26 protein-coding genes are annotated in these 24,234 nt (G+C 67.1%); 19 read left to right on the top strand and 7 right to left on the bottom strand.

The features are described 5' to 3' along the window. The 8 genes from AC4HOU_RS11640 (at position 1) to AC4HOU_RS11605 (ending at position 4,365) form a co-directional block, all read left to right on the top strand. Positions 1 to 477 (top strand): SUKH-3 domain-containing protein, encoded by a 477-nt coding sequence (locus AC4HOU_RS11640; protein WP_195020054.1) that lies wholly within the window; start codon positions 1 to 3, stop codon positions 475 to 477. A gap of 67 nt (positions 478 to 544) precedes the next feature. Beyond that, entirely contained in the window at positions 545 to 946 is a 402-nt protein-coding gene (locus AC4HOU_RS11635; protein ID WP_195020055.1) for a hypothetical protein, read from the top strand. 27 nt (positions 947 to 973) lie between these two features. Further along, positions 974 to 1,726: a TNT domain-containing protein gene (locus AC4HOU_RS11630; protein ID WP_163815283.1), complete on the top strand. Its 753-nt coding sequence runs from the start codon at positions 974 to 976 to the stop codon at positions 1,724 to 1,726. Next, complete coding sequence (locus tag AC4HOU_RS11625; protein WP_195020056.1) at positions 1,723 to 1,989, top strand: hypothetical protein; 267 nt, start codon at positions 1,723 to 1,725, stop codon at positions 1,987 to 1,989. Before AC4HOU_RS11630 ends, AC4HOU_RS11625 begins: the two co-directional genes overlap by 4 nt. A gap of 64 nt (positions 1,990 to 2,053) precedes the next feature. After that, positions 2,054 to 2,605 (top strand): hypothetical protein, encoded by a 552-nt coding sequence (locus AC4HOU_RS11620; protein ID WP_195020057.1) that lies wholly within the window; start codon positions 2,054 to 2,056, stop codon positions 2,603 to 2,605. A gap of 118 nt (positions 2,606 to 2,723) precedes the next feature. Next, complete coding sequence (locus AC4HOU_RS11615) at positions 2,724 to 3,155, top strand: hypothetical protein (RefSeq protein WP_194990073.1); 432 nt, start codon at positions 2,724 to 2,726, stop codon at positions 3,153 to 3,155. Then, a complete protein-coding gene (locus AC4HOU_RS11610) occupies positions 3,152 to 3,757 on the top strand; it encodes an SUKH-4 family immunity protein (protein ID WP_195020058.1) in 606 nt (201 codons plus the stop codon). Before AC4HOU_RS11615 ends, AC4HOU_RS11610 begins: the two co-directional genes overlap by 4 nt. Positions 3,758 to 3,819: 62 nt before the next feature. After that, positions 3,820 to 4,365 (top strand): hypothetical protein, encoded by a 546-nt coding sequence (locus tag AC4HOU_RS11605; protein WP_195020059.1) that lies wholly within the window; start codon positions 3,820 to 3,822, stop codon positions 4,363 to 4,365. A gap of 122 nt (positions 4,366 to 4,487) precedes the next feature. Here the strand turns inward: AC4HOU_RS11605 and AC4HOU_RS11600 are convergent, their stop codons facing one another. Continuing rightward, positions 4,488 to 5,036 carry a TetR family transcriptional regulator gene (locus AC4HOU_RS11600; protein ID WP_324197355.1) on the bottom strand — a complete coding sequence of 183 codons (549 nt, stop codon included), beginning with the start codon at positions 5,034 to 5,036 and terminating at the stop codon, positions 4,488 to 4,490. On the opposite strand from AC4HOU_RS11600, the gene AC4HOU_RS11595 reads away from it, so the two are divergent. Further along, positions 5,017 to 5,883, top strand: a complete 867-nt coding sequence (locus tag AC4HOU_RS11595; protein ID WP_194990070.1) for an SDR family NAD(P)-dependent oxidoreductase — start codon at positions 5,017 to 5,019, stop codon at positions 5,881 to 5,883. The genes AC4HOU_RS11600 and AC4HOU_RS11595 overlap by 20 nt on opposite strands. A 264-nt stretch (positions 5,884 to 6,147) precedes the next feature. Here AC4HOU_RS11595 and AC4HOU_RS11590 read toward each other — a convergent pair whose 3' ends face one another. The 4 genes from AC4HOU_RS11590 to AC4HOU_RS11575 form a co-directional block, all read right to left on the bottom strand. Continuing rightward, positions 6,148 to 6,852, bottom strand: a complete 705-nt coding sequence (locus AC4HOU_RS11590) for a class I SAM-dependent methyltransferase (RefSeq protein WP_228815156.1) — start codon at positions 6,850 to 6,852, stop codon at positions 6,148 to 6,150. 275 nt (positions 6,853 to 7,127) lie between these two features. Further along, complete coding sequence (locus AC4HOU_RS11585) at positions 7,128 to 8,429, bottom strand: helix-turn-helix domain-containing protein (protein WP_195020061.1); 1,302 nt, start codon at positions 8,427 to 8,429, stop codon at positions 7,128 to 7,130. Between the two features lie 760 nt (positions 8,430 to 9,189). Beyond that, entirely contained in the window at positions 9,190 to 9,963 is a 774-nt protein-coding gene (gene cobM / locus AC4HOU_RS11580) for a precorrin-4 C(11)-methyltransferase (RefSeq protein WP_195006808.1), read from the bottom strand. Between the two features lie 13 nt (positions 9,964 to 9,976). Next, positions 9,977 to 10,402 (bottom strand): PPOX class F420-dependent oxidoreductase, encoded by a 426-nt coding sequence (locus AC4HOU_RS11575; protein ID WP_490724464.1) that lies wholly within the window; start codon positions 10,400 to 10,402, stop codon positions 9,977 to 9,979. Positions 10,403 to 10,601: 199 nt separating this feature from the next. On the opposite strand from AC4HOU_RS11575, the gene AC4HOU_RS11570 reads away from it, so the two are divergent. Both AC4HOU_RS11570 and AC4HOU_RS11565 read left to right on the top strand, forming a co-directional pair. Then, entirely contained in the window at positions 10,602 to 10,724 is a 123-nt protein-coding gene (locus AC4HOU_RS11570; RefSeq protein WP_256673438.1) for a hypothetical protein, read from the top strand. 643 nt (positions 10,725 to 11,367) lie between these two features. After that, positions 11,368 to 11,754 carry a hypothetical protein gene (locus AC4HOU_RS11565; protein WP_195020063.1) on the top strand — a complete coding sequence of 129 codons (387 nt, stop codon included), beginning with the start codon at positions 11,368 to 11,370 and terminating at the stop codon, positions 11,752 to 11,754. A 29-nt stretch (positions 11,755 to 11,783) separates the two neighbouring features. On the opposite strand, the gene AC4HOU_RS11560 is transcribed toward AC4HOU_RS11565, so the two are convergent. Then, positions 11,784 to 12,704: a LysR family transcriptional regulator gene (locus AC4HOU_RS11560; protein ID WP_163815258.1), complete on the bottom strand. Its 921-nt coding sequence runs from the start codon at positions 12,702 to 12,704 to the stop codon at positions 11,784 to 11,786. Between the two features lie 139 nt (positions 12,705 to 12,843). On the opposite strand from AC4HOU_RS11560, the gene AC4HOU_RS11555 reads away from it, so the two are divergent. After that, positions 12,844 to 14,253 carry an MFS transporter gene (locus AC4HOU_RS11555; RefSeq protein WP_163815256.1) on the top strand — a complete coding sequence of 470 codons (1,410 nt, stop codon included), beginning with the start codon at positions 12,844 to 12,846 and terminating at the stop codon, positions 14,251 to 14,253. An 88-nt stretch (positions 14,254 to 14,341) separates the two neighbouring features. After that, positions 14,342 to 15,109, top strand: a complete 768-nt coding sequence (locus AC4HOU_RS11550; RefSeq protein ID WP_195020064.1) for a 3-hydroxybutyrate dehydrogenase — start codon at positions 14,342 to 14,344, stop codon at positions 15,107 to 15,109. A 292-nt stretch (positions 15,110 to 15,401) separates the two neighbouring features. Here the strand turns inward: AC4HOU_RS11550 and AC4HOU_RS11545 are convergent, their stop codons facing one another. Then, positions 15,402 to 15,995, bottom strand: a complete 594-nt coding sequence (locus AC4HOU_RS11545; protein ID WP_490724463.1) for an SACE_7040 family transcriptional regulator — start codon at positions 15,993 to 15,995, stop codon at positions 15,402 to 15,404. 93 nt (positions 15,996 to 16,088) lie between these two features. Between AC4HOU_RS11545 and AC4HOU_RS11540 the strand changes: the two genes are divergently transcribed. Genes AC4HOU_RS11540 through AC4HOU_RS11515 form a run of 6 tightly spaced genes read left to right on the top strand, consistent with a single transcriptional unit; the run spans position 16,089 to position 24,233 of the window. Continuing rightward, positions 16,089 to 17,705, top strand: coding sequence for a carboxyl transferase domain-containing protein (locus AC4HOU_RS11540; protein ID WP_416383074.1), 1,617 nt, complete (start codon positions 16,089 to 16,091; stop codon positions 17,703 to 17,705). A 5-nt stretch (positions 17,706 to 17,710) separates the two neighbouring features. After that, positions 17,711 to 19,756: an acetyl/propionyl/methylcrotonyl-CoA carboxylase subunit alpha gene (locus tag AC4HOU_RS11535; RefSeq protein WP_490724462.1), complete on the top strand. Its 2,046-nt coding sequence runs from the start codon at positions 17,711 to 17,713 to the stop codon at positions 19,754 to 19,756. 9 nt (positions 19,757 to 19,765) lie between these two features. Beyond that, positions 19,766 to 20,926 carry an acyl-CoA dehydrogenase family protein gene (locus AC4HOU_RS11530; protein WP_163815247.1) on the top strand — a complete coding sequence of 387 codons (1,161 nt, stop codon included), beginning with the start codon at positions 19,766 to 19,768 and terminating at the stop codon, positions 20,924 to 20,926. A 29-nt stretch (positions 20,927 to 20,955) separates the two neighbouring features. Next, positions 20,956 to 21,444: a MaoC family dehydratase gene (locus AC4HOU_RS11525; protein WP_195020857.1), complete on the top strand. Its 489-nt coding sequence runs from the start codon at positions 20,956 to 20,958 to the stop codon at positions 21,442 to 21,444. Then, the gene (locus AC4HOU_RS11520; protein WP_490724461.1) at positions 21,441 to 22,256 is read left to right on the top strand and encodes an HpcH/HpaI aldolase/citrate lyase family protein; all 816 of its coding nucleotides are present in this window, start codon (positions 21,441 to 21,443) and stop codon (positions 22,254 to 22,256) included. Before AC4HOU_RS11525 ends, AC4HOU_RS11520 begins: the two co-directional genes overlap by 4 nt. A 27-nt stretch (positions 22,257 to 22,283) precedes the next feature. Further along, a complete protein-coding gene (locus AC4HOU_RS11515) occupies positions 22,284 to 24,233 on the top strand; it encodes an acetoacetate--CoA ligase (RefSeq protein ID WP_490724460.1) in 1,950 nt (649 codons plus the stop codon). Position 24,234 lies beyond the last annotated feature (1 nt).

Raw genomic sequence — 24,234 nt, 5'->3', positions numbered from 1 at the left:
ATGACAGACTTTGCATGGCCAACCCGCACAACATCCGAAGTCGTGACCGCGGCGGGATGGACACCTGAGCGAAAATTCAACGCACAGCCGTGGCTCGATGAGTTGAGGGATCAGGGATTCTTCTTCTCGGAATATTCGATAGATGTCATCACGAGCTTCGGAGGTCTCGTAATCCCGCCACAGCGCATAGAGGGAGCGCTGTACGCCGGCACCCGGATCCAGTTCGACCCCATGGAGGTCGGCGATGGCATGCGCGAGCGATACGAGCGGATCGAATCCCGTTTGGGCCAGATGCTTTCGCCGCTGGCCGACTGTGGAGGGGAAAGCGCGTTACTCATCGCGGAGAACGGATCTGTACTACAAGATTGGTCCGGTGGCATTCGGCTGCTGGGCGACAATTTTCCCGACGCGCTTGATCTAGCAATTCGCCGGCACAAATGGCCAGAAACGATAATCGAGTTCCGCAGTGGTGAATAGTATCCGCTCGACGACGGCGGATGCGCATACGGAAGACTTGGCACGATCCGACAAGGAGACCTGAGCGATGTACATACTGCCCGATTTCGATGAAGTCGTCGCACAACTCGACGACGCCGACGATGAGTCGCCGCTCGAGCAGGTACCCCTGCGGGAGCGGGTCGGTGTGCTGGACGAGGATCTTCGCGCACCCCTGGCTGCGTACCTGGATCAATCCAACGCTCTCTGGGTTACCGCGTCGATCGATGATCCCTTGGACCCGAGCAAGAAACGGGTAGTGTCGATCGGTTATTCGACCGATGGGACGTGGGCGTGGCCCTCGTATTGGGGGTATTTTGTGCGGCAGTACGGGGTGGAAGTGCCTGCCGAGTTCATTGCCCATGTGCGGGAACGGAACTTCGCTCCTGGGGTTCTCGATCGGGATGCGCTGCGGGCTGCGGAACGCGAGTTCGAGAAGCTGCTGGGCTGAGTCGGCAGGCTGAGGAGAGGGCAGGACGTGGATTACAACGAGCTCGGGATGATATTGCGCGGGCTGCGCGTACCCGAATCTATCTACTCGATCGGCCGGTTGGCCGACGATCATTATTGCCTGGTGCCCGGGGAGGACGACGGCACGTTCGAGGTCTTCTGGTACGAACGCGGCGGCCGGCACGATCGGTGCGTGTACACCCGGCAGGATGCCGCGTGCTGGGGCATGCTCGGCATGATCGGCGGCGGACTCGACGGGTCGCAGCCGCTGGCTCCTGGCAGAGGGACCGCGGGTGCGCTTGGCGGTGCGCCGATTTCGCATCCAGCCGTGCAGGCATTGCTGGACGATGATGCGGGCGGCGTTTTCGGCGAGTTCACCGAAGATGATTGGGTTCAACGGTTCGTCGTGCCGGAGGATCGCACACTGCCGATGGGCGTCCGTCGATTGATCTGGCCGGATCCGAAACAACACCCGGACGGATTCGCCGACCCGACGGGCCGGGCACCGATCCGGCTCCAACCGGGCCGCATTCTGGACTCGTTCGGCTCGACGTACACCCGTCTGATGTACGACATGGGAACGCCCTTCGTCGAACGCTCGCTCCCGATCGACTACGCGCATTCGGGTTATCGCCGCTGGCGAGTGATCAGCGAGACGGCGGTGTGGGCAGGCCCGGTCGCACCATGGTTCGGCCAGCCCGGCGGCGGCACCCAATACTTCACCCTCATGCCCGTCGTCGACCTGGTGGGCTCGAAATTCATCGAGGAGATCGCACAATGACCGGAGCTGGGCTCTTTCCCCAGGACCCGACCAGCCAGCTGGCCCAGTTCTCCAACGTCGAAACTCCGAGTTCGCTGGTGTCCGAGGGCCGATTGCGCGAACAAGCCTGGTGCATGATGGAAGCCGAGGACGGCTGGTGGGATGTGTTCTACTACGAACGCGGTTGCCGAACCCAGAACCTGGGCCGCGCCAACTCCCGCCTCGCCGCCCTCCGCCTGCTCGGCGGGCGAATGCTGGTCACCGACATACTCAATCGGAGCTGAGCCGCCGTCACGCTCAACCCGGTTGGCTCGTACCACAATTCGCATGCAGTCCAGGAGTCGTCTGATGCCGCCGCCATTTCGATCAATCGAGCAGGTCCAGCACTACCTGGAACAAATCTTCGGCCCCGATCCGGATTACCGCATCGGCCCGATCGAGCATGGCTGGCTGTGCAGCCCGCAACCGGGACCGCACATCACGTTCAGCCAAACGATCGGAATGACCAGCCTCGTCGTCAACACCGAGACGGGCGTGGTGCATCAGTATCCGAGCTGGCCCGGTCCGAAGATCGCCGAAGACTACGCCGAAGCAATGCGGACGGGACGATCACCCGCGGGCGGTCAGGTCCACCCGCCGTTGATGCGAGTAAGCCTCCAGCGGATCACGGAGAATGCTGACCGCATCGAATACCTCGTCACCGAACTACCGCGCCGCCGGCCGCCGCACGAGTTCCGTTTGGTCATCGAGAAACGCACCCTGGGATATCAACCCATGGGGGCGACCGCCACAGCCGTGACATCTTGGCTGGTCGAGAGGCTGAACCAGCATGGGTTCTGGCCGGAATCGGGACGGATACTCGTGAGCGAGGCTGCGGCCGGCGAGATCGGTGGACCGTAGGTCCCGACATTTCCCTCGACCTGCCCGCTCGACGGCCTGTAATCCCTACCAGATTGATGCTCCAGGCCTGGCACCGAGGTCGGGAGAGTCATAACCGCCCGCACCTCCGGATTGGACCATGAAACCGCGCTTCTTCAGGTATTTCGCCCGCTCGGTCAGACTCGAAAAGACTCCTGATGGGCGCGATGTCGGCATCATCCTCAACAATCGGACCGGCCGGTTCGAGGAAGCTCCGTTCGAAATTGTCGAGGCGATCCTGGGCGCGCGAACCGAAAGCGATATCTCGGTTCTACGATCCGAGGATGATTTCATACGAGCGACCGAGGAAGCTCGCAGGGACTATCTGCGTGGCGAAGGCCCGATATTCGCCCTGTACGACACGATCAGCGCGATTTTCGCCCAGCGGCGCGAGGAACAACGCAGACTCACGCCCGAGGAGCGTGCGCTGATCGCCACCCTCTACAAACGCACCTTCAAGATGTGGGAGGACGAGTTCGCGAGACAGGATGCCGGGCAACCGCCGTCGTTCAGCTACAGGTCCACCCTTTGACCGAGTTCGTATCAGCAGGTTCCGAGCTGGTCTCGTATTTCGCCCGGCGCAACGCCTCCGGGAGGACCGGCATCCTGCGTCAGATCCCTGGCGGCCGCACCGAATCCTTCGGCCCGGCCGGCACCTGGGAAGCCGTGAAAATATCAGATCCCGCCGAGGATCCAGAAGCAACACCGGTGACGGCCGAGAACGCTGCGCTGGAGATCTACCGGCAACGCGAAAGTGGCGCGGTCCCGAGGGTGGAGGGGGTCGCTATCCCGCTCCTCCCCCGAAGCATGGAGCCTGCACCGCGGCCCGGCGCCGGACCGGTCGACATCTATCAAGCCCAAGCCATCGCCGACGAGTGGATGGGCCGCGCCACCTCCGGCAAGCCAGGTCGTGGCGGAGTGTACGAGTTCGACGAGGGGTTCGTGGTCTATCCGCTGGTACCGGCGATCGAGGAAACACCTACCAGCGAATCGACACCACGTCGTCCCAGATCGCGACGAGCCGGCGGTGGAGTAGGGGTAATCGACAGACAAACCGGCAGTCTGTCGCTCTGGCCGAATCTCCCGCACAAGCAAGTAGCCGACATGTATCGACGTTCCCGAGCTCAGCAATAGCTAGGTGCGAAAGTTCTCGTGCACAATAGGTTTCACTGGGACGAGCAGGAGGGGGACGGAACATGGTGGGGCGGTTCGAAACGCCGGAGCAGGTGCGGGAATACCTGGCGGGCGCTCTCCGAACAAATCGCACGTTCTGGGTTCTTCCGACCGAACACGGCTGGGTAGCGCAGGAAGTCCTTACACCAGAGGAGATGGCGAGCGGCCAGGGTGTGGGTCTGGGGAATTACGTCGTCAACCGGCAGACCGGGGTTATCACGGCTCACTCGAGTCTGGCGCCCCAAACGATCGGGGAAATGTACGACGAAGCGATCCGGACGGGCCGGCCGGTGCAGGGCTACCAGGTGTATCCGGCGACGTGGAGGGTGCACATCGAGCGGACAAGGGAGACCCCGGCGGAGATCGAATATCGAGTCCAGGCCGAATCATTGACGGTGCCGCCGGCGGAACCGCCAGTGCAACGCCTACTCACGATCAACAAACACAGCCTCCGGTATCACACGGACACCCGCGCGACCCACGTCACCTGCAGACAAGCGACGGGATGGGCGCAGGCCCGCAGCCGCCAGAACGGGATGTGGCCGCCGACCGGGACGTTCGAGTTCTAGCAGGAACAGATGCCGAGCGGCCCTGCTGCCGATCACAATGCCCAGTGGCCGGCCTATCAGCGCACCCGATTCCTAGTTGTTGCGGGGCAAGGCGTTTGTCGCCGACGGCAGGGTATCGACCGTCAGCGCTGAGGCGTGTCGGGGGCCACCTGGACTTGATCGAATCCTTGGTCGAGAAGCATTCGGCGGTCCGACTTCCCGCCTGATCGCACCCAGTGGCTGGACACTGCATCGAGTACGGCCGTTGCGGCGTTGGTGAGTAAGTCGGCTGTGTATGCGTCGACCGCTGAGCCTCGTCGGTCTTTGAGCGCGTCGCTGACTCGCTGTCGCCATTCCGCTCGTCGCTGGTGGAGTCTTCCGACCAGTGCAGGCGTGGCCTCGATGAGTTGCAGGGTGACGAGGACCTGCTCGCTGGCCTGGATATCGTCCAGCCGGGCACGGAATACGTGATGGAGGGAATCCCAGGGGTCTTCGTCCGCGGGTCGGGCGGAGATGTCGGCGACCACGTCCTCGCCAGTGAGGTCGATGCCGTCGAAGACCACGTCTTCCTTGGTGGGGAAGTACCGGAAGAAGCTGCGCTTGGTCATGCCGGCTGCTCGCGCGATCTGATCGACGGTCGTGTTCTCGAAGCCCTGTCGGGCGAACAGGTCGATGGCTATCTCGGCGAGCACTGGAGGGATCGGGAAGGAGACCGCGCGGCGCCTGGCAGGGCTCGGCGCGAGCGTCATCCTGGTCGGGCGCGACAGAGACCGTGCCGAAGCCGCGGCAGCGGAACTCCGCGGCTCCAGCGGCAACAACAGCGTCGAGGCGATCACAGCGGACATGTCACGGCTCGGCGAAGTGAAGCGCCTCGCCGACGAGGTCGGCAGCCGGAACAGCAGCGTCGACGTGCTGATCAACAATGCGGGAGCGACGAGGTCGCACCGAGAGGTGACCGAGGACGGCCTCGAAACCGCGTTTGCGGTCAACGTCGTCGCACCGTTCTGTCTGACGCACTGGCTGATGCCGGCGCTCATAGCCTCGGGCGCCGGTCGGGTCATAAACATCACCGGCGGCATCCCGAAAGGCGGTATCGACCTGGACAACCTCCAGGGCGAGAAGTCCTACGTCGGCCTCTCCTTCTACAACCAGACCAAGCTGGCACAGATGGCGATGAGCTACCGCTTCGCCCAGGAGCTCGAAGGGAGGCCGGTGACGCTGAACGTGGCTTACCCCGGTCACGCCTACACCTCGATGAACAAGAGCCTCACCATCGGCACGTACCCACTACTGGCCCGCCCGATCGTGCCGCTGTTGCGACTGGCGATGCCGGTCGTCTATGGGCACCGGGCGCTGCTCGCGGCCACGCGGTCCAGTGTTTATCTCGCGTCCAGTCCCGAGGTTCGAGAAACCAGCGGCACCTACTTCAACAGCAAGGCCGCCCCGACCCGATGGCCCGACGCCGCCTTGGACGAAAGGACCCGAAACACCATCTGGGACCTGTGTGCGACACATCGCGACCGGCTGACCGCAATGTGATCCCGCCGTCGCGCGAACGGACCGACAAGACCCACCGCAACGCTCCTCTCAGCGTCGAGGGCAGACGTAGGAGCTGAGTCACCACCGCCGGTGTCGCCTGTCCCCCGACTCTGCCGTGCGTATCGACGAGCGTCGAGTCTGCTGCGATACGCCACGGCTGGCGTCGATTGTCCGGTCCACATGTGGTGCTCGACGAAGGACGGCCGAGGACGGCTCACGAGGGGTCGTCTCATCGAGGCCCTGGGCGCGCACATCATCCGACCGCTACACGGCCTCCAGAACGAAGAACAGGAAGCTCAGGAACGCTCCGGAGGTGGTTTTCGGCAGGGCGTCGGGGAAACGTTGGCGGGCGCCTGGTGCAGGTGGGGGTTCGCTGATGGTGGTGGTGCGGAAGCCGGCGGTGGTGAAGGCGTCGGTCATGGCGTGCAGGGGGCGGTGCCAGTAGGTGAGCACGGCCCTTTGACCGTTGAAGCTGTATTCCTCGGAGTGCTCGACGGTGGCGAAATAGTCGGAGTCGCGGTAGGCGAGTTTGAAGATGAATGGGTGGTTGACGGAGATGATGAGCCGGCCGCCGGGTTTCAGCACGCGGCGGAATTCGGCCAGCGGGGCGGTCCAGTCCTCCAGGTAGTGCAGCACCAGGGAGGCGATGACGTCGTCGAACGCGGCATCTGGGTACGGCAGCGGATCCCGGATATCGGCGACTCGGACAGCAGCGTCGGCGCCGAGTCGCTGGCGGGCAAGCTCCACCATCTTCGTGCTGGAGTCGAAGCCGGTCACGATGGCGCCTCGGTCGCGCAGCGCCGCGAATATCGGTCCGGAGCCGCAGCCGGCATCGAGAACCTGGCGGCCGGTCACGTCGCCGGCCAGGTCCACGATCGCGGGCCGCGCGTAGTAGCCGTTGATGAGGTTGTCTTCGGTTTCGGCGGTATAGCCCTCGGCGAAGCCGTCGTAGTCGTTATCGACAGCCATATCGACTGCATCAGCGGAACTTTCGGGCACGTACCCCATCCTGCCGGTGAACCGGACCCGGCGCCAGGAGGACGCTACACAAGCCTCTACAGGTGTAGTCCTTATTAAAGGTTAGCGAGCAACCTTTAATAAGGACTGTGGGCAACTAAAGCTTTCCGATACCGCCGCCTGACGGTCCATCCCTACCCGGACTGCTGGTGAAGTGGACATCTGAGAGGACCAGTTCGGACCTGCCCGGGTGCAGCTGCCCTCGCGAGAACTCGACTCTGTGCTGATTACCGAGCTCTGACCAACCGGTCGTATCGGCGGCGGAAGCGGGCGGCTGTGTCGGAGGATGCGTGGTGGGCGGCGGCTCGGACGGGGCGGAGGTCGGCGAGTAGGCGGGGGGATCGGACGGGGCCGTCGAGAAGGTCCAAGGCGGAGTTGGCTGCGGTGATGGCTTCGGTGAGGTCGCCGAGGCCGGCCAGGGAGGCGGCGTAGTAGGTGCGGTAGGAGGCTTCGTCCCGGGGGAGGTTGCCGGGGCGGGTGAGGCTTTCGTGGAAGAGGGTGGCGGCGCGGTGGTGTTGGCCGAGCATCTGGTGGCCTTTGGCTGCTAGGACGCGCAGCTCGGGCTCGGTGACGAACCTCAGCCATACGGGATCGTTGGCGTCATCGAGACCGCGATCGACTTCGCGCCATACCGAATTCGTTGCACGTTCGAACTCCCGGCGTTCGCCGACCGCCGCGTAGGCGGTAGCCAAACGTGCGGTTCGTAGTGCGTTGAGACGCGCCGAGGGAACGTGCCTGGCCAGCTCACTGGTTCGCTGCGTCACCCGGATCGGTTCGCGGCTCTTTGTCGGACGGTCCGTCAAGGTGATGCTGAGCCCGCCCAGCGCACCGGCCATCAGGTCGTCGTCGCCGCTGTGCTCGGCCAGCATGACAGCGTCGGTGTAGCAGCGGCGGGACACAGCACGCTCGTTCGCGTCGTAGGTGAGCCAGCCGACGCAGCTCGAAAGCCAACCGGTGGCGGCGATCAATTCGGCACCGATGCGCGGCCCGTACTCCCCGTAATCGAGCAACCTCCGCGCCAACCGGTACTGCTCCAGCGCGTAGCGCGCGATCCCTCCCCCGCCGAAGCGGTTGTCGTGCTCCCACAGTCGGCGGGTCAGGTCGTGGAGGTAGGTGATGTGCGGGGTGCCGACCTTCACCGGGCCAGAGGTATCGGCGGCGGCGCCGGTGATGGCGACCGTCGTTGCCAGGCCGAACTGTCTGCGGTTCACGTCCTCGGCTCCTTCGTCCCCGCTTCCGATGGTCCCCGGACCTTCGGTTCCGAGCAAGAGTGGGACGAGGGCAGTGCGTGGGATGCCCAGTGCGTCGGCGGCGCGGCACAGTTCGCGCACGTCGAAGATGGTGCCGACTTCGCCGCGCTCCACTCGGCCGGTGTGCGTGCGATCCCAGTGCAGTAGTGCCCCGAAGTCGGCTTGGGACAGGCCCATCTGTTGGCGCACCAGGGCCAGCGCCCGGCCGGGCCTGCCCGCGGCGAGGAGCGTGCGGAACGCGGGCATTTCCCATGCGTTGGTGAGCTTTTCGTCGTCCATCCATTGCCCCCTGCGATGTGCGGTCAGCGAACTCTAGTCCCGAAACCGCACGTCAGGGATGTCAACGGCAGATTCTGCACATCACTGCTGCGCAGTTTTCGGCGTCGCCGCACCCCCGCCCGCCCGCGAAGCTGATCCCGCACCCGGCGCCGGGCCGATGCCGATCCACTCGGCACACCGACCGGCAAGGCCGCCGCCCGGTGGCGAAAGCCCCCGGCGCCGAGTGCCCGACCCGAAAGGCACCCATGGACACAGCGATTCGACGACGTCAGGCGGGCTGCGCGCCGCAGCGGCCGGTCCCATGTCCCCCTCGTCAGATGTCGGGCGAGGAGTTGGCAAGGGAGGTCGCGATGTTGGTGGCGGTTCGTGATGGGCTGGTGCGGCTTGTGGAGCGGGGGTGAGCGGGGTGGATTCTTGGCATGTGTTGACGGGGGTTGTTTCGGCGCTCGCGGGGTGCGGTGCGGCAGTGTTGATCGTGGGGTGCGTGTGGCCGGCCGACCGGCCGGAACCGCCGGCACCTCGGCGGGCGCGTGCGACGCGGCCGACGGTGCCGGGCTTCGATCCGACGGCGTGGACCTGCGGGTTGCCGTTGGCGCCGCTCTCGCTCGAGGACGCGCATCGCGCGATGCAGCATCACCGCGAGCACGATTGTGCTCGTAAGCGCGCCGCGTTCGTCACATTGGTTGCGGCCGGGCGCATCACGCCGGATTCGAGGCGACAACGCACTCGATGACGGCTGCGTGCCAGCTGGATCGCGACGCTAACCGCCGAACGATCCGGCACCGCCGAGGTCACGGTCCCGGCCCGGGTCGTACAAATGGGACCCCACACAGGATATTCCGGATTGCAGGGCTCGGCCGACGAGGATGACGGCGGCCTGGCGCAATTCCGCGGCGTCTACCTGGTCTGCGATATCGGCGAGCGTGCCGCGCAACACCAGTTCCTCGGGCTGGCTGGCCCGGTAGACGACCGCCGCGGGGCAATCGGGGCCGTGGAACTCGGCGAGTTCGGCGGCCAGGGTGCGGATGCGCGTGATGGCCAGGTGCAGGACGAGAGTGGCTCCGGTGCGGGCGAATTCGGCCAGGGCCTCGGATTCGGGCATGGCCGTGGAGCGGGCCTGGGTGCGGGTGAGGACTACCGATTGCACCACCTCGGGGACGGTGAGTTCGGTGCCGAGGATGGCAGCCGCGGCGGCGTAGGCGGGGACGCCGGGAGTGACGTCCCAGGGGATGCCGTGCGCGTCGAGGCGGCGGGTTTGTTCGGTGAGGGCGGAATAGATCGACGGGTCGCCGGAGCAGAGACGGGCGACGTCGCGGCCGGATTCGTGGGCGCGCACCAGGTGGGCAATGATCTGGTCGATATCCAGGTGCTGGGTGTCGATCAGCTCGGTGCCGGGCGCGCAGTGCGCGAGCACCTCGGGGTCGAGGTAGGTTCCCGCGTACAGGCAGACCGGGGAGCTGCGCAGCAGTTCGACCGCGCGGACGGTCAGCAGGTCCGCGGCGCCCGGGCCGGCGCCGATGAAGTGCACGGTCATGCGGTGAGTCTATTCAGCCGGTCATATCGAAGGCCGCGATGACCTTGTGCGACCGCACCCGCACCACCAGCTCGCCCGGCACGCCGTTGCGTTTGCCGAACTCCTCGGCCCGGTCGGCACCCATGTAGCGGCTGCCGATCGCGGTGGCGGTGCGCACCAGCTCATCGAGATCCTCCGACAGCGTCGCCGTGCCCTGGACCTGCACGAACGCATACGGCTCCTGCTCGAGATCCACGCACAGCGCGACGCGATTGTCGCGCGCCAGCGCCTTGCCCTTGGCCGAGGTCTTACCGGTGTTGAACACCAGCTCTTCGCCCTCGACGATGAACCACACCGGCACCACCACCGGCCGCCCGTCCCCCGCCGTGAACGCCACCTTGGCCGTGCGAGTGCCGTGACCGAGAAACTCACGCACCTTCGGATCCGTCAACGAAGCCATCCACCCAGCCTAGAGCCGCGATCGTCCGATGCCCGCGCACAACGAACGCATGTCACACCCGCTCCGGTCGGTCGGCGCCGAAGGGCCAGGTGGTCATCACGCCCATCAGCAGTTTTCGCACCCGCCGCGAACGGACTGGCTTTTATTTTTTTCTGACGTATGGTCGAAGCCAGTTGGAACTTCGAAAGCAGGAGCGACAATGGGTGACAAATCTCGCGGCAAGACCATGAAGAAACCGGCCAGCACGATCAAGGAGCGCCGGGCCGCGAAGCGTGAGCAGGCGGCGAATGAGTCGGTGATCGTCCGTAAGCGCAAGGGCTGATCGGATTTTCGCTCGCGCCGAGCCACACGGAACCGGGCAGGCGGCGTTTCGATCCACAGCACCCAGAAAATTCACACCGACTAGTTGGCGACTATTTTTTTCCCGGTCGAATACGGGATTCACAGCAGGATGTACCGCCGTGCAAAAAAGCGCGGCGGTTGCCGTTAAAAGGCCGGTCGTTTTACCTGAGGAGTACTCATGACTTCATCCGGAATCGCGGAGCGAAGAACACACCGCGGGTCGAGTTTCAGCACCGCGGAGATCAAGGCCCGCATCAAGGACATGTTCGACGCCAGGACGCAGCACGTACGAGCAGACGGGAACGGCAGTCGTGATCGTGACGAAGGGGAACCGTAGCGGCAGCGCGATACGCGCGCGGCCGCAACGCTGTACGCCGTCGACACTCTCGGGAGCCGGACGATCACCGGTCGTGATCGGCCGGCCGACGCGCCTACTCGAGGCGGTGGTCGCAGAGCTCCGCCGCAACGGCATACCCGCGAGCTACGGTGGCGCACCTAATATTTCGGTGCCCTTGCCCGAGGCCCACCGGGTGGACGATCGAGATCGAAACCACCACCGAGCGACCGGGAAGACGAGCCCACCGACGGCGGCCGAACCCGGAACCGCGGCGATCATCGTCCTCGTGGATCGCTCGCTGATCGAGTTCTCGTTCGGCGACCGGACGGGCAGCGCGACGGTCATCCGGCGGCTCGACCGCGCCCGGCGAATCCGCTCGATCGAACGCCGGATGCGGGATATGGCAACCAATTCGGCGCTGAGCATCGCCGCACGCCGCCTGCTCATCGTCTGCGACGCCGGTCGAACGTCGCCGGCGGAGCGGGCGGAAGCGATCCGCTGGGTGCGCGGACTGGCACATCGCATCGGCTACGAATGTTCGATCAACGGGCTGCACGGCCTCGGCACGTGGTACACGGTCGTCGTCCCCGGCACCGATATCGCCCACGCCTCGCGATCGGTGGTCGAGTGGTACCGGAAGGGGCATCTGCCGTCAACGGTCCGGCGCCGGTGAACGGGCGTGGCGCCGGGCCGCACGAACCCTCAGTGCCTGCCGAGTAGCGCAGGCTGCTGTTCGGCGACCAACTGCACCAGAGCGTCGACGACCGCCGACACCTCCGGGCGGCGCAGGGTTTCGGGACGCGACACCAGCCAGTAGGACAGCCGGATGGCGACGGCTTCGGGCAGGACGCGGACCAGGTCGGCGTGGCGGTCGGCCATGAAACAGGGCAGCAGGCCGAGGCCCGCGGCGGCGCGGGTGGCTTCGACGTGGACGAAGACATTGGTGGAGGTCACCGAGTCGGGCAGGGTAGGGACGAAGCTGGAGGCCAGATCCAGATCGTCCACCTGGAGCATGGAGTCGATGAAGTAGACCAGCGGATGTCCGGCCAGATCGGCGATGGACGCAGGCGTTCCGTGCTCGGCCAGGTAATCGCGGGAGCCGTAGAGGCCGAGACAATAGTCGCCGAGTCGAATCGCCTTGGCCCGCTGCACCTGTGGTTTGCCCACCACCACCTCGATATCCAACCCGGACCGCTGCTGGGACGCGCGCCGAGTCGTCGCCACGATCTCGACCGCCACCCGCGGATGCTCTCGCCGCACCCGCGCGGCGGCGGGCGCGGCGAGATAGGCGCTGAAACCGTCGGTCGCCGACATCCGCACCACCCCCTCCAGCTCGCGCTGCCCCCGCGGGCCCGCCATGAACTTGACGGCCGTCTCGATGGTCTCCGCCGCGACCAGCGCGGTGCGGCCGAGTTCGGTGAGCTCCCAGCCGCCCGCGGCCCGGGTGAGCACCCGCCCGCCGAGGGCCTGTTCCAGCGCGGCGATCCGGCGGGCGATGGTGGTGTGGTTGATACCGAGCTCGTTCGCCGCGGTGACGTAGCGTCCCGACCGTCCGACGGCCAGCAGGACCAGCAGATCATCGGCGCTGGGACGACGAGCCGGACCCGGAGCGGACGCGTTCATTTCTGCATTTTTGCAGATACGCCCTGCGCATCTGGTCATTGCCGCCGACATCGGTGTGCGCTGATACTCATCGTCATGGCCTGTGGCGGCCATCACATTCGATCAGTGATGTGGTCGCGATGATGAGGGAGTTTCGACGATGAGCGTGCACGACGCGGCGAAGACCGATGACAAAGGAGTACCGACCGGCCTGCGGAGAGTGGTCGCCGCGTCGATGGCGGGCACGGTGGTCGAGTGGTACGAGTTCTTCCTGTACGGCACCGCCGCGACGCTGGTGTTCAGCAAGGTGTTCTTCGCCGAGACCACCAGCGATCTGGATGCGATCCTGGCCGCGTTCGTCACCTACGCGGTGGGCTTCGCGGCCCGCCCGCTCGGCGGCGTCGTCTTCGGTCACTTCGGTGACAAGTACGGCCGCAAGAAGCTGCTCCAGTTCAGCCTGCTGCTGGTGGGTGCGGCGACGTTCCTGATGGGCTGTTTGCCCACTTTCGGCCAGGTCGGCTATTGGGCGCCGACGCTGCTGGTGATCCTGCGGTTCATCCAGGGATTCGCCGTCGGCGGTGAATGGGGCGGCGCGGTGCTGCTGGTGGCCGAGCACAGCCCCAACCGCAGCCGCGGATTCTGGGCGAGCTGGCCGCAGGCCGGTGTGCCCGCGGGCAATCTGCTGGCCACGGTGGTGTTGCTGGCGTTGACCTCCACGCTGTCGGACGCGGCATTCCTGAGCTGGGGTTGGCGGGTCGCGTTCTGGCTGTCGGCGGTGGTGGTGCTGATCGGCTACTACGTACGCACCAAGGTCACCGACGCGCCGATCTTCGTGGCCGCGCAGCAGGAGGCCGAGAAGGCCCGTGCCACCTCGTTCAGCGTGGTCGAGGTGCTGAAGCGTTACCCGCGTGGGGTTTTCACCGCGATGGGCCTGCGCTTCGGCGAGAACATCATGTACTACCTGGTCGTCACGTTCACCATCACCTACCTGAAGGTGCAGGTCGACGTCGATACCGACACCATCCTGTGGTGGCTGCTGATCGCGCACGCGATCCACTTCTTCGCGATCCCGATGGTCGGCAGGCTCAGCGACCGGTTCGGCCGGCGCCCGGTGTACCTGCTCGGCGCGATCACCGCGGGCACCTGGGGCTTCTTCGCCTTCCCGATGATGGACAGCGGCCACAACGCGGTCATCCTGGCCGCCATCATCATCGGCCTGCTGTTCCACGCGCTGATGTACGCCGCGCAGCCGGCGATCATGGCCGAGATGTTCCCGACCCGGATGCGGTACTCCGGTGTCTCGCTCGGCTATCAGGTGACCTCGATCGTCGCGGGCTCGCTGGCCCCGATCATCGCGGTGCGGCTGCTGGACACCTTCGACTCCTCGGTGCCCATCGCCTGGTACCTGGCCGGAGCCTGCGCGCTCACCGCCGTCGCGGTGATCGTCGCCCGCGAGACGAGTGGGCTGGATCTGGCCGAGATCGACTCGGCCGATGCGAAGTACCTGGCGGGCGAGGCCGCACGGGCCACCGCACCCGCACCCACTCCGGCCCCGGTGACGGCGAAATGATCGGCATCCAGCGTGGGCCGGTCGGCCGGGACGACCGTCCCGGCACCGCGCCCGGACGCGCGAGAACCAGCACATCCGCTGCGAGCCCATGCACTCGAAGGGCGGCGCGGTGAACACGCTCGAAGGGCGCCGCGCCCTGGTGACCGGCGGGGCGAGCGGGATCGGCGCGGCCTGCGCCCGGGCGCTCGCCGCCCGCGGGGCCCACGTCACCGTCGCCGATATCGATGAGGTCGGCGCGAAGGCGCTGGCCGAGGAGCTCGGCGGCAGCGCGTGGGGCGTCGATCTGCTGGCGGTGGGCGAACTCGAAGCGCTGACGCTCGAGGTCGAGATCCTGGTGAACAATGCCGGTATCCAGAGCATCGACCCCATCCCCGAATTCGCGCCCGAGCGGTTCCGCACCCTGATGACGCTGATGGCCGAGGCACCGTTCCTGCTGATCCGGGCCGCGCTCCCGCACATGTATGCCAACGGGTTCGGCCGGATCGTCAATATCTCCTCGGTGCACGGGCTGCGCGCCTCGGAGTACAAGGTCGCCTACGTCGCCGCCAAGCACGCGCTGGAGGGCATCTCCAAGGTCACCGCTTTGGAGGGCGGCAGGCACGGTGTGACGAGCAACTGCGTCAACCCCGGCTATGTGCGCACCCCCCTGGTCGACAAGCAGATCGCCGACCAGGCCCGCACCCACGGCATCGCGGAAAGTGAAGTGCTGGAACGCATTCTGCTCACCGAGAGCGCGATCAAGCGGCTGGTGGAGCCGGAGGAGGTCGGCGCGCTCACCGCCTGGCTGGCCGGGCCGGAGGCGGGCATGGTCACCGGCGCGTCCTACACGATGGACGGAGGTTGGAGCGCCCGGTGATCGGTCGGTGGCGGGTGCCGGTGCGCGGGGCCGCGGCGAGTCCACCTGGTCAGGCCAGAGGCCGCGCCGCTCGCTCCAGCACCCGACGTGCCGGGTCGGCGCTATGAGGGGGCCGATCCGGCACACCGACAGCCGCCATATCTTGCCAGGCGGCCGCAGCCCTGACACGCGCATCGAGCGCAGCCGTCGCGAGCAGGGCGCCCACTTGACCGTTCACAGCCAAGCAGGGTGCGGCGCCCACCGGGCCGGTCACAGCCATTACATGTCCAGCACTCGCCGCCCCGCGCACCGGTCAGCTCAGCACGGCGATCGCCATATCGCGCAAGATCGCCCGCGCCCGCGCTGCCGTCGCCGGCGTCGCGCTGTGCGGGGTGGAGTTCATCAGGCCGAACGCGGCGTGCGCCTTCACCCGGGCCGCGTCCTCGGCCAGTTCCGGATGCAGTTCGCGCTGCACGCCCACCCAGATCTCGACGTAGCGGCGCTGGAAGCGGCGCACTTCCCGGCGCGCGGGTTCGGGGACGTTGTCGAGATCGCGATCCTGGATGCGGATCAGTTCGGGCTCGCCGAGCGCGAAATCGAGATGGAAATCGACCAGCCTGCCGAGCGCCTCGCGGGGCGAACCGGCATCCGCGACCACGGCTTCGCCGCCTTCGAAGAGCCGGCGACTGACCCCGACCAGCAGTTCGACCAGCAGCGCCTCCTTGTTCGGGAAGTGCCGATACACCGCGGGGCCGCTGATGCCGACGGCCGCGCCCAGATCGTCCAGCCGCACGCCGAGGAAGCCGCGGTCGGCGATCAGGCGCGCGCCGGCATCGAGCAACTGCCGCCTGCGCTCGGCTTTCTGCTGTTCACGGCGCGTGAGCGTGCCGGTTTCCGTGCCGGTCATCGGCGCTCCTCCCAGCCGGTCTGGACAACTCGGTTAGTCAAGATTAACCTGTATTCCAGTTATCAGCGATTAACTGACTGGCAGGATGGCGTGATGACGATGACTCAGGACCCGCGCGCGAGCGCTGCGGTCTCCGACAACTACGCGGCGCATCAGGCGCTGGTCGCCGATCTGCGTGCCCGGCTCGCCGCGACCGCGCTCGGTGGCCCGGAGAAGGCCAGGCAGCGCCATATCGCACGCGGCAAGCTGCTGCCGCGGCAGCGGGTGGATCAGCTGCTCGACCCGGGCAGCCCGTTCCTCGAGCTCTCACCGCTGGCCGCGAACGGCATGTACGACGACGAATGCCCCGGCGCCGGCGTCATCACCGGCATCGGCCGGGTGTCGGGGCGCGAATGCGTGATCGTCGCCAATGACGCGACGGTCAAGGGCGGCACCTACTACCCGCTCTCGGTGAAGAAGCATCTGCGTGCCCAGGAAGTCGCGTTGCAGAACCATCTGCCCTGCGTGTACCTGGTCGATTCGGGCGGGGCCTACCTGCCGCATCAGGACGAGGTGTTCCCCGACCGCGAGCATTTCGGCCGGATCTTCTACAACCAGGCGAATATGAGCGCCAAGGGCATCGCCCAGATCGCGGCGGTGATGGGTTCCTGCACCGCGGGCGGCGCGTATGTGCCCGCGATGAGCGATGAAGCGGTGATCGTGCGCGATCAGGGCACCATCTTCCTCGGCGGTCCGCCGCTGGTGAAGGCGGCCACGGGCGAGGTGGTCACCGCCGAGGAGCTCGGTGGCGGCGCGCTGCATTCGCGGACCTCCGGCGTCACCGACCATCTCGCCGACGACGATCAGGACGCGCTGCGCATCGTGCGCCGCATCGTGAGCACGCTCGGCCCCCGGCCCGAAAGCCCCTGGGAGGTGCGCACTCCCATCGAGCCGGCGGCGCCGGTCGAGGAGCTCTACGACGTGGTGCCGGTCGACCTGCGCACCCCGTACGACGTGCGCGAGGTGATCACCCGCATCGTCGACGGCGATCCCGACGGCGGCAGCGGCTTCCACGAATTCAAGGCCGAGTACGGCAAGACCCTGGTCACCGGATTCGCCCACATCCACGGCCATCCGGTCGGCATCGTCGCCAACAATGGCGTGCTGTTCAGCGAATCCGCCATGAAGGGCGCGCATTTCATCGAACTGTGCGATAAGCGCAAGATCCCACTGCTGTTCTTGCAGAACATCACCGGGTTCATGGTGGGACGCGATTACGAGGCGGGCGGCATCGCCAAGCACGGCGCGAAGATGGTGACGGCGGTGGCGTGCGCGCGGGTGCCGAAGCTGACGGTCGTCATCGGCGGTTCCTACGGTGCGGGCAACTACTCCATGTGCGGGCGCGCGTACTCACCGCGCTTCCTGTGGATGTGGCCCAATGCCCGGATCTCGGTGATGGGTGGTGAGCAGGCGGCGTCGGTGCTGTCGACGGTGCGCGGCGATCAGCTCGACAGCAGCGGAAAGCCCTGGACCGAGGAGGATCAGGAGGCGTTCAAGGCCCCGATCCGGGATCAGTACGAGCGGCAGGGCAACCCGTACTACTCCACCGCGCGGATCTGGGACGACGGCGTGATCGATCCCGCCGACACCAGAACCGTGCTCGGCCTCGCCCTGTCGGTCTGTGCGCAGGCTCCGCTGGAACCTGTCTCCTACGGCGTCTTCCGGATGTGATGACCATGCTGAACACGAATCATCCCGTCGGTTTCGACACCGTTCTGGTCGCCAATCGCGGCGAGATCGCGGTGCGCGTCATCCGCACGTTGCGCTCCATGGGCATCCGCTCGGTCGCGGTCTACAGCGATGCCGACGCCGGTGCCAGGCATGTGCGCGAGGCAGATGTCGCGGTCCGGCTCGGTCCCGCGCCCGCCCGCGAGAGCTATCTCGATATCGCCAAGGTGGTCGACGCCGCCGTGCGGACCGGCGCCCAGGCCGTGCACCCCGGTTACGGATTCCTGTCCGAGAACGCCGCTTTCGCCGCCGCGCTGGCCGAGAAGGACATCGTGTTCCTCGGTCCGCCGGCCAAGGCGATCGAGGTGATGGGCGACAAGATCACCGCCAAGAACACCGTCTCCGCGTTCGACGTTCCGGTGGTGCCGGGTATCGCCGAGCCCGGCCTCGATGACGACGCGCTGATCGCGGCCGCCGCCGACATCGGCTATCCGGTGCTGGTCAAGCCGTCCGCGGGTGGTGGCGGCAAGGGGATGCGGCTGGTCCACGAACCGGGTGAGCTGCCCGCCGCACTGGTCAGCGCCCGCCGCGAGGCCGCGGCGGCGTTCGGCGACGACACCCTGTTCATCGAGCGGTTCGTCACCAGGCCCCGCCATATCGAGGTGCAGATCCTCGCCGACCAGCACGGCAATGTGGTGCATCTGGGCGAACGTGAATGCAGTTTGCAGCGCAGGCATCAGAAGGTGATCGAGGAGGCGCCCTCGCCACTGCTGGACGCGGCCACCAGGGCCAGGATCGGTGCGGCGGCCTGCAATACCGCGCGCAGCGTCGACTACGTGGGCGCGGGCACGGTGGAATTCATCGTCTCGGCCGACCGCCCGGACGAGTTCTTCTTCATGGAGATGAACACCCGCCTCCAGGTGGAGCATCCGGTCACCGAAATGGTGACCGGTGTCGACCTGGTCGAATGTCAGGTGCGGGTGGCGGCCGGGCAGCGGATCACCTTGGCGCAGGAGGACATCCGGCTCATCGGGCATGCCGTCGAGGCGCGGGTCTACGCCGAGGATCCCGGGCGCGGCTTCCTGCCCACCGGCGGCACGGTGGTCGACCTGGCCGAACCGAGCGGCAAGGGCGTGCGGGTGGATTCCGGGCTGCGGGTCGGCACCGTCGTCGGCAGCGATTACGACCCGATGCTGTCGAAGGTCATCGCGCACGGTCCCGACCGCGCGGCCGCGCTCGCGGCGTTGGATCGGGCGCTCGGCGAGACCGTCGTGCTCGGCGTGACCACCAATATCGAGTTCCTGCGGTTCCTGCTCGAAGACCCCGATGTCGTGGCCGGGCGTCTGGACACCGCGCTGCTGGATCGCCGGGCCGTCGACTTCACGCCTGCGCCGGTGCCCGATGACGCGTTCGCCGCGGCCGCCGTCTACCACTGGCTGCGCCGCTGGCCTACCCGGCCGGGCGACCCGTGGGATCAGCCGACCGGCTGGCGCCTCGGATCCGCCGCACCCACCTCGATCCGGCTCGAGGGCGGCAACCGCACCGAGCACGTCTACCTGACCGGCACCCCGGCGGCGGCGCAGCTGTGGATCGGCGAGGACGGTTCGCCGGTCTCGGTATCCGCCGAGCTCACCGCCCCCGGCGCGCTGACGATCACCGTCGACGATGTGCGCCACGACTACCGCCTGGCCGAACACGACAACCGGCTGTGGGTGGCCGGCCCGTCCGGTGTCTGCTCGCTGCGCGAGATGGCCGAGGTGAACGTCCGCGCCGGCGACGCCGATCTGGGTGACGCCGAAATCCGCAGTCCCATGCCGGGTTCGGTGATCGCGGTGCCGGTCGAACCCGGCGCCGAGGTCGCCGCGGGCGCGCCGGTGGTCGTGGTGGAAGCGATGAAGATGGAGCATTCGCTGACCGCGCCGACCGCCGGCACCGTCGAAGTGCTGGTGCGGCCAGGCGATCAGGTGAGCCTGGACCAGGTGCTCGCCAGGATCCACGCCGCCCCGGCGCCCGCGACCGACTCCCCCGCTGCCACAACGGCTACCGACCGATAGGACCACACGATGACCGACTTCCTTTCCACCGGAACACTTCCCGACGACTACCGCGACCTCGCGCTCACCGTCCGCGATTTCGCCAACCAGGTGGTGGCCCCGGTCGCCGCCGAACACGACGCCAACCACACCTTCCCGTACAAGGTGGTGCAGGGCATGGCCGAGATGGGCCTGTTCGGGCTGCCGTTCCCCGAGGAGTACGGCGGCATGGGCGGCGACTACTTCGCGCTGTGCCTCGCCCTCGAGGAACTGGGCAAGGTCGACCAGAGCGTGGCCATCACCCTGGAAGCCGGTGTGTCGCTGGGCGCGATGCCGATCTACCGCTTCGGTAACGAGGAGCAGAAGCAGCAGTGGCTGCCCCAGCTCACCAGCGGCCGCAACCTGGCCGCGTTCGGCCTCACCGAGCCCGGCGCCGGCAGCGACGCGGGCGGCACCCGCACCACCGCCGTCGCCGACGGCGGTGACTGGGTGATCAACGGCAGCAAGCAGTTCATCACCAACTCCGGCACCGACATCACCACCCTGGTGACGGTGACGGCGGTGACCGGCGAATCGGGCGGCAAGAAGGAGATCTCCACCATCCTGGTGCCCACCGACACCCCCGGTTTCGTCGCCGAACCGGCCTACAACAAGGTCGGCTGGAACGCCTCCGACACCCATCCGCTCTCGTTCACCGATGTCCGGGTGCCGCAGGAGAACCTGCTCGGTGAACGCGGCCGCGGGTACGCCAACTTCCTGCGCATCCTCGACGAGGGCCGCATCGCCATCGCCGCGCTGGCCACCGGTGTGGCGCAGGGTTGTGTGGACGAGAGCGTGCGCTACGCCAAGGAACGCGAGGCCTTCGGCCGCGCGATCGGCACCAACCAGGCCATCGCCTTCAAGATCGCCCGGATGGAGGCACGCGCACACACCGCACGTGCGGCCTACTACGACGCGGCGGCGCTGATGCTGGCCGGTAAGCCGTTCAAGAAGCAGGCCTCGATCGCCAAGCTGATCGCCGGCGAGGCGGCCATGGACAACGCCCGCGATGCCACGCAGATCTTCGGCGGCTACGGCTTCATGAACGAATACCCTGTGGCCAGGCACTACCGCGACAGCAAGATCCTGGAAATCGGCGAGGGCACGACGGAGGTGCAGTTGATGTTGATCGCACGGGAGCTGGGCCTGTGAGCGCCGAGCAGAACACCGCGCCCGCCCAGATGCGCCGCGTCGTGCAGACCGGACTGTGGTTCGAGGAACTCGAGACCGGCGTCATCTACGAGCACCGGCCCGGCCGCACCATGACCGAAACCGACAACGTGCTGTTCAGCACGCTGACGATGAATCCGCAGGGCCTGCATATCGACGCCGCCTACAGTGAAGCGCAGGAGCCGTTTCATCAGCGGCTGGTGAATTCGCTGTTCACCCTCGGCACCATGGTCGGCCTCGCGGTCGCACATCTGACCCAGGGCACCACCGTCGCGAACCTGGGCTTCAGCGAGGTGAAGTTCCCGGCGCCGCTGTTCCACGGCGACACCATCTACGCCGAGACCGAGGTGCTGGACAAGCGTCTGTCCAAGAGCAGGCCCGGCGAAGGCATCGTGACCTTCCGGCACACCGCGCGCAACCAGCACGGCACGGTGGTGGCGGTGGCGGTCCGCAATGCGATGATCCGCGTCCGGCCGCAGTCCGAGGACGGTGCGGCGTGAGCGAACCCTGGGTGCCCGCGGGCCCGGCCTGGCTGTTCTGCCCGGCCGACCGGCCGGAGCGGTTCGCCAAGGCGGCCGCCGCCGCGGATGTGGTGATCCTCGATCTGGAGGACGGTGTCGCCGCGGGCGACAAGGCCGCCGCGCGCAAGGCACTGGTCGAGACCCCGCTGGACCCGGAGACCACGATCGTGCGGGTCAATGCCGCGGGCACCGATGAGCACCGCCACGACCTGGCCACGCTCATCGAGACGGGCTATCGCAGGCTCATGCTGCCCAAATGCGAGTCGACCGCCCAGCTGGCGGCGCTGTCGGCCTATGAGGTGATCGCGCTGATCGAATCGCCGCTCGGCGCGCTGGAGGTGGCGCGCACGGCGGCGGCCGACAACACCATCGGCGTGATGTGGGGTGCGGAGGATCTGGTCGCCGGACTCGGCGGCGCGTCCAGCAGGCACGCCGACGGCAGCTACCGCGACGTCGCCCGGCACGTGCGCTCGACCTCGCTGCTGGCCGCCAAGGCACATGGGCGGCTGGCCCTGGACTCGGTGTATCTCGACATCGCCGACCTGGACGGTCTGCGGGCCGAGGCCGAGGACGCGGTGGCCGTCGGGTTCGACGTCAAAGTGGCCATCCATCCGAGCCAGGTGGCCGTCATCCGGGACGCCTGCGCCCCCACCGACGACGAACTCGCCTGGGCGCGTGGCGTTCTCGACGAGGCACCGCAGCATCGCGGTGTCTTCGCCTACCAGGGCCGGATGGTCGACGCCCCCGTGCTGCGGCACGCCGAGCAAGTCGTCCGGCGCGCCCGCCGCTGATCCACATACCGAGCCAGGAGAACCACGATGCAGCCACAGTGGGTGCCCACCGACCGGGATATCGCCGAAGCGAAGATCACCGATTTCGCCCGTTTCGTCACCGCACGCACGGGTGTCCCCACACCCGATTACGCCGCGCTGTGGCAGTGGTCGGTGCGGGACCTGGCGGGTTTCTGGCAGGCGCTGTGGGATTACTTCGAGCTCGGCGAGACCGCGGGCGAGGTGCTGGCCGAGGAAACCATGCCCGGTGCGCGCTGGTTCCCCGGCACCCGGTTGAACTATGTGGATCAGGTGGTGCGGCAATTCCGTACCGACCGCCCGGCGATCGTGGCGCTCGGTGACGGCGGCGAAGAGGTCACCGAGGTCTCCTGGACCGAATTGATCGACCGCACCGCGGCATTCGCCCGGACCCTGCGTTCGCTCGGGGTACGTCCGGGCGATCGGGTCGCCGGATATCTGCCGAATATCCCAGAGGCGGTGATCGCGTTCCTCGGCACGGCCGCCGTGGGTGCGGTGTGGAGCGCCTGCGGCCAGGACTACACCGCCAAGGCGGCCCTCGACCGGCTCGGCCAGTTGGAACCGACGGTGCTGGTCACCGCCGACGGCTACCGCTTCGGCGGCAAGGCGCACGACAAGCGCGCCGATATCGAGCAGCTGCGCGCCGGCCTGAGCAGCGTGCGCGAAACCATCGTGGTCTCCCGCCTCGGACTCGATATGCCGGGCACGCTGGCCTGGACCGACGCCGTCGCGGGCACCGACGCCGATCCGGTGATCGAGACCGAAGCCGTCGACTTCGACCATCCGCTGTGGATCGTGTTCTCCTCCGGCACCACCGGCCTGCCCAAGGGCATCGTGCACGGTCACGGCGGCGTGCTGCTCGAACATCTGAAAGCCGTGGCGCTGCAATCGGATATCGGACCCGACGATACGTTCTTCTGGTACACCAGCCCGAGCTGGATGATGTGGAACTTCCAGGTGGCCGGACTGCTCGCGGGCGCGACCATCGTCTGTTTCGACGGCAGCCCCACCTATCCCGAGCCGGACGCGCTGTGGCGGATCGCGGCGAAGGTGCGCGCGACGGTGCTCGGTACCAGCCCCGGCTATGTGCTGGCCTGCATCAAGGCGGGCTCGGTGCCCAAGGACGAGCACGATCTGTCGGCCCTGCGGATGATCGGCATCACCGGCTCGGCGCTGCCACCGTCGTCGGCACTGTGGTTGCGCGACAACGTCGGCGACCATATTCCGATCTCCTCGATCAGCGGCGGCACCGATGTGGTGTCTGCGTTCATCGGCGGGGTGCGCACGGTGCCGGTGTGGCCGGGCGAGCTGTCGGCGCCGTATCTGGGTGTGGCACTGGATGCCTACGACGAGTCGGGCAATCCGGTGCGCGGGGAGGTCGGCGAGCTGGTGGTCACCCGGCCGATGCCGTCCATGCCGGTGAGTTTCTGGCGCGATCCGGACGGAAAGCGTTATCACGACGCCTATTTCGACACCTACCCCGGCGTGTGGCGGCACGGCGACTGGATCACCATCACCGACCACGGCTCGGTCGTCGTGCACGGACGCTCGGATTCCACGCTCAATCGGCACGGCATCCGGATGGGCAGCGCCGATATCTATCAGGCCGTGGAAAGACTGCCCGAGGTCGCCGAGGCGCTGGTGATCGGGGCCGAGCAACCCGACGGCGGCTACTGGATGCCGCTGTTCGTGGTGCCGGCGCCCGGCACGGAACTGACCGATGAGCTGGCCGAACGGATCAAGGACGTGATCCGCCGCGAGGTATCGCCGCGGCATGTGCCCGACGAGATCCTTGCCGCGCCCGCCGTCCCGCACACCCGCACCGGCAAGAAGCTCGAGGTGCCGATCAAGAAGCTGTTCCAGGGCGCCGACCCGGCCCGTGTCGTCGAACGCAGCGCCGTCGACGATCCCGATCTGCTCGACTGGTACGCGCGGATTCGTCCCCCCGGGCGCGCGTGAT

The organism is Nocardia sp. JCM 38205 (assembly GCF_058222935.1).
The sequence above is the reverse complement of the archived record's forward strand: the minus strand, read 5'-3'. Positions and strand labels throughout refer to the sequence as shown.

Excerpts from the sequence above, each read along its gene's own strand:
- AC4HOU_RS11640 (WP_195020054.1), top strand. The coding sequence starts at position 1 with ATGACAGACTTTGCATGGCCAACCCGCACAACATCCGAAGTCGTGACC.
- AC4HOU_RS11635 (WP_195020055.1), top strand. The coding sequence starts at position 545 with ATGTACATACTGCCCGATTTCGATGAAGTCGTCGCACAACTCGACGAC.
- AC4HOU_RS11625 (WP_195020056.1), top strand. The coding sequence starts at position 1,723 with ATGACCGGAGCTGGGCTCTTTCCCCAGGACCCGACCAGCCAGCTGGCC.
- AC4HOU_RS11620 (WP_195020057.1), top strand. The coding sequence starts at position 2,054 with ATGCCGCCGCCATTTCGATCAATCGAGCAGGTCCAGCACTACCTGGAA.
- AC4HOU_RS11615 (WP_194990073.1), top strand. The coding sequence starts at position 2,724 with ATGAAACCGCGCTTCTTCAGGTATTTCGCCCGCTCGGTCAGACTCGAA.
- AC4HOU_RS11605 (WP_195020059.1), top strand. The coding sequence starts at position 3,820 with ATGGTGGGGCGGTTCGAAACGCCGGAGCAGGTGCGGGAATACCTGGCG.
- AC4HOU_RS11595 (WP_194990070.1), top strand. The coding sequence starts at position 5,017 with ATGGCTATCTCGGCGAGCACTGGAGGGATCGGGAAGGAGACCGCGCGG.
- AC4HOU_RS11590 (WP_228815156.1), bottom strand. The coding sequence starts at position 6,852 with ATGGCTGTCGATAACGACTACGACGGCTTCGCCGAGGGCTATACCGCC.
- AC4HOU_RS11585 (WP_195020061.1), bottom strand. The coding sequence starts at position 8,429 with ATGGACGACGAAAAGCTCACCAACGCATGGGAAATGCCCGCGTTCCGC.
- cobM (WP_195006808.1), bottom strand. The coding sequence starts at position 9,963 with ATGACCGTGCACTTCATCGGCGCCGGCCCGGGCGCCGCGGACCTGCTG.
- AC4HOU_RS11575 (WP_490724464.1), bottom strand. The coding sequence starts at position 10,402 with ATGGCTTCGTTGACGGATCCGAAGGTGCGTGAGTTTCTCGGTCACGGC.
- AC4HOU_RS11570 (WP_256673438.1), top strand. The coding sequence starts at position 10,602 with ATGGGTGACAAATCTCGCGGCAAGACCATGAAGAAACCGGCCAGCACG.
- AC4HOU_RS11560 (WP_163815258.1), bottom strand. The coding sequence starts at position 12,704 with ATGAACGCGTCCGCTCCGGGTCCGGCTCGTCGTCCCAGCGCCGATGAT.
- AC4HOU_RS11555 (WP_163815256.1), top strand. The coding sequence starts at position 12,844 with ATGAGCGTGCACGACGCGGCGAAGACCGATGACAAAGGAGTACCGACC.
- AC4HOU_RS11550 (WP_195020064.1), top strand. The coding sequence starts at position 14,342 with ATGCACTCGAAGGGCGGCGCGGTGAACACGCTCGAAGGGCGCCGCGCC.
- AC4HOU_RS11545 (WP_490724463.1), bottom strand. The coding sequence starts at position 15,995 with ATGACCGGCACGGAAACCGGCACGCTCACGCGCCGTGAACAGCAGAAA.
- AC4HOU_RS11540 (WP_416383074.1), top strand. The coding sequence starts at position 16,089 with ATGACGATGACTCAGGACCCGCGCGCGAGCGCTGCGGTCTCCGACAAC.
- AC4HOU_RS11535 (WP_490724462.1), top strand. The coding sequence starts at position 17,711 with ATGCTGAACACGAATCATCCCGTCGGTTTCGACACCGTTCTGGTCGCC.
- AC4HOU_RS11530 (WP_163815247.1), top strand. The coding sequence starts at position 19,766 with ATGACCGACTTCCTTTCCACCGGAACACTTCCCGACGACTACCGCGAC.
- AC4HOU_RS11525 (WP_195020857.1), top strand. The coding sequence starts at position 20,956 with ATGCGCCGCGTCGTGCAGACCGGACTGTGGTTCGAGGAACTCGAGACC.
- AC4HOU_RS11515 (WP_490724460.1), top strand. The coding sequence starts at position 22,284 with ATGCAGCCACAGTGGGTGCCCACCGACCGGGATATCGCCGAAGCGAAG.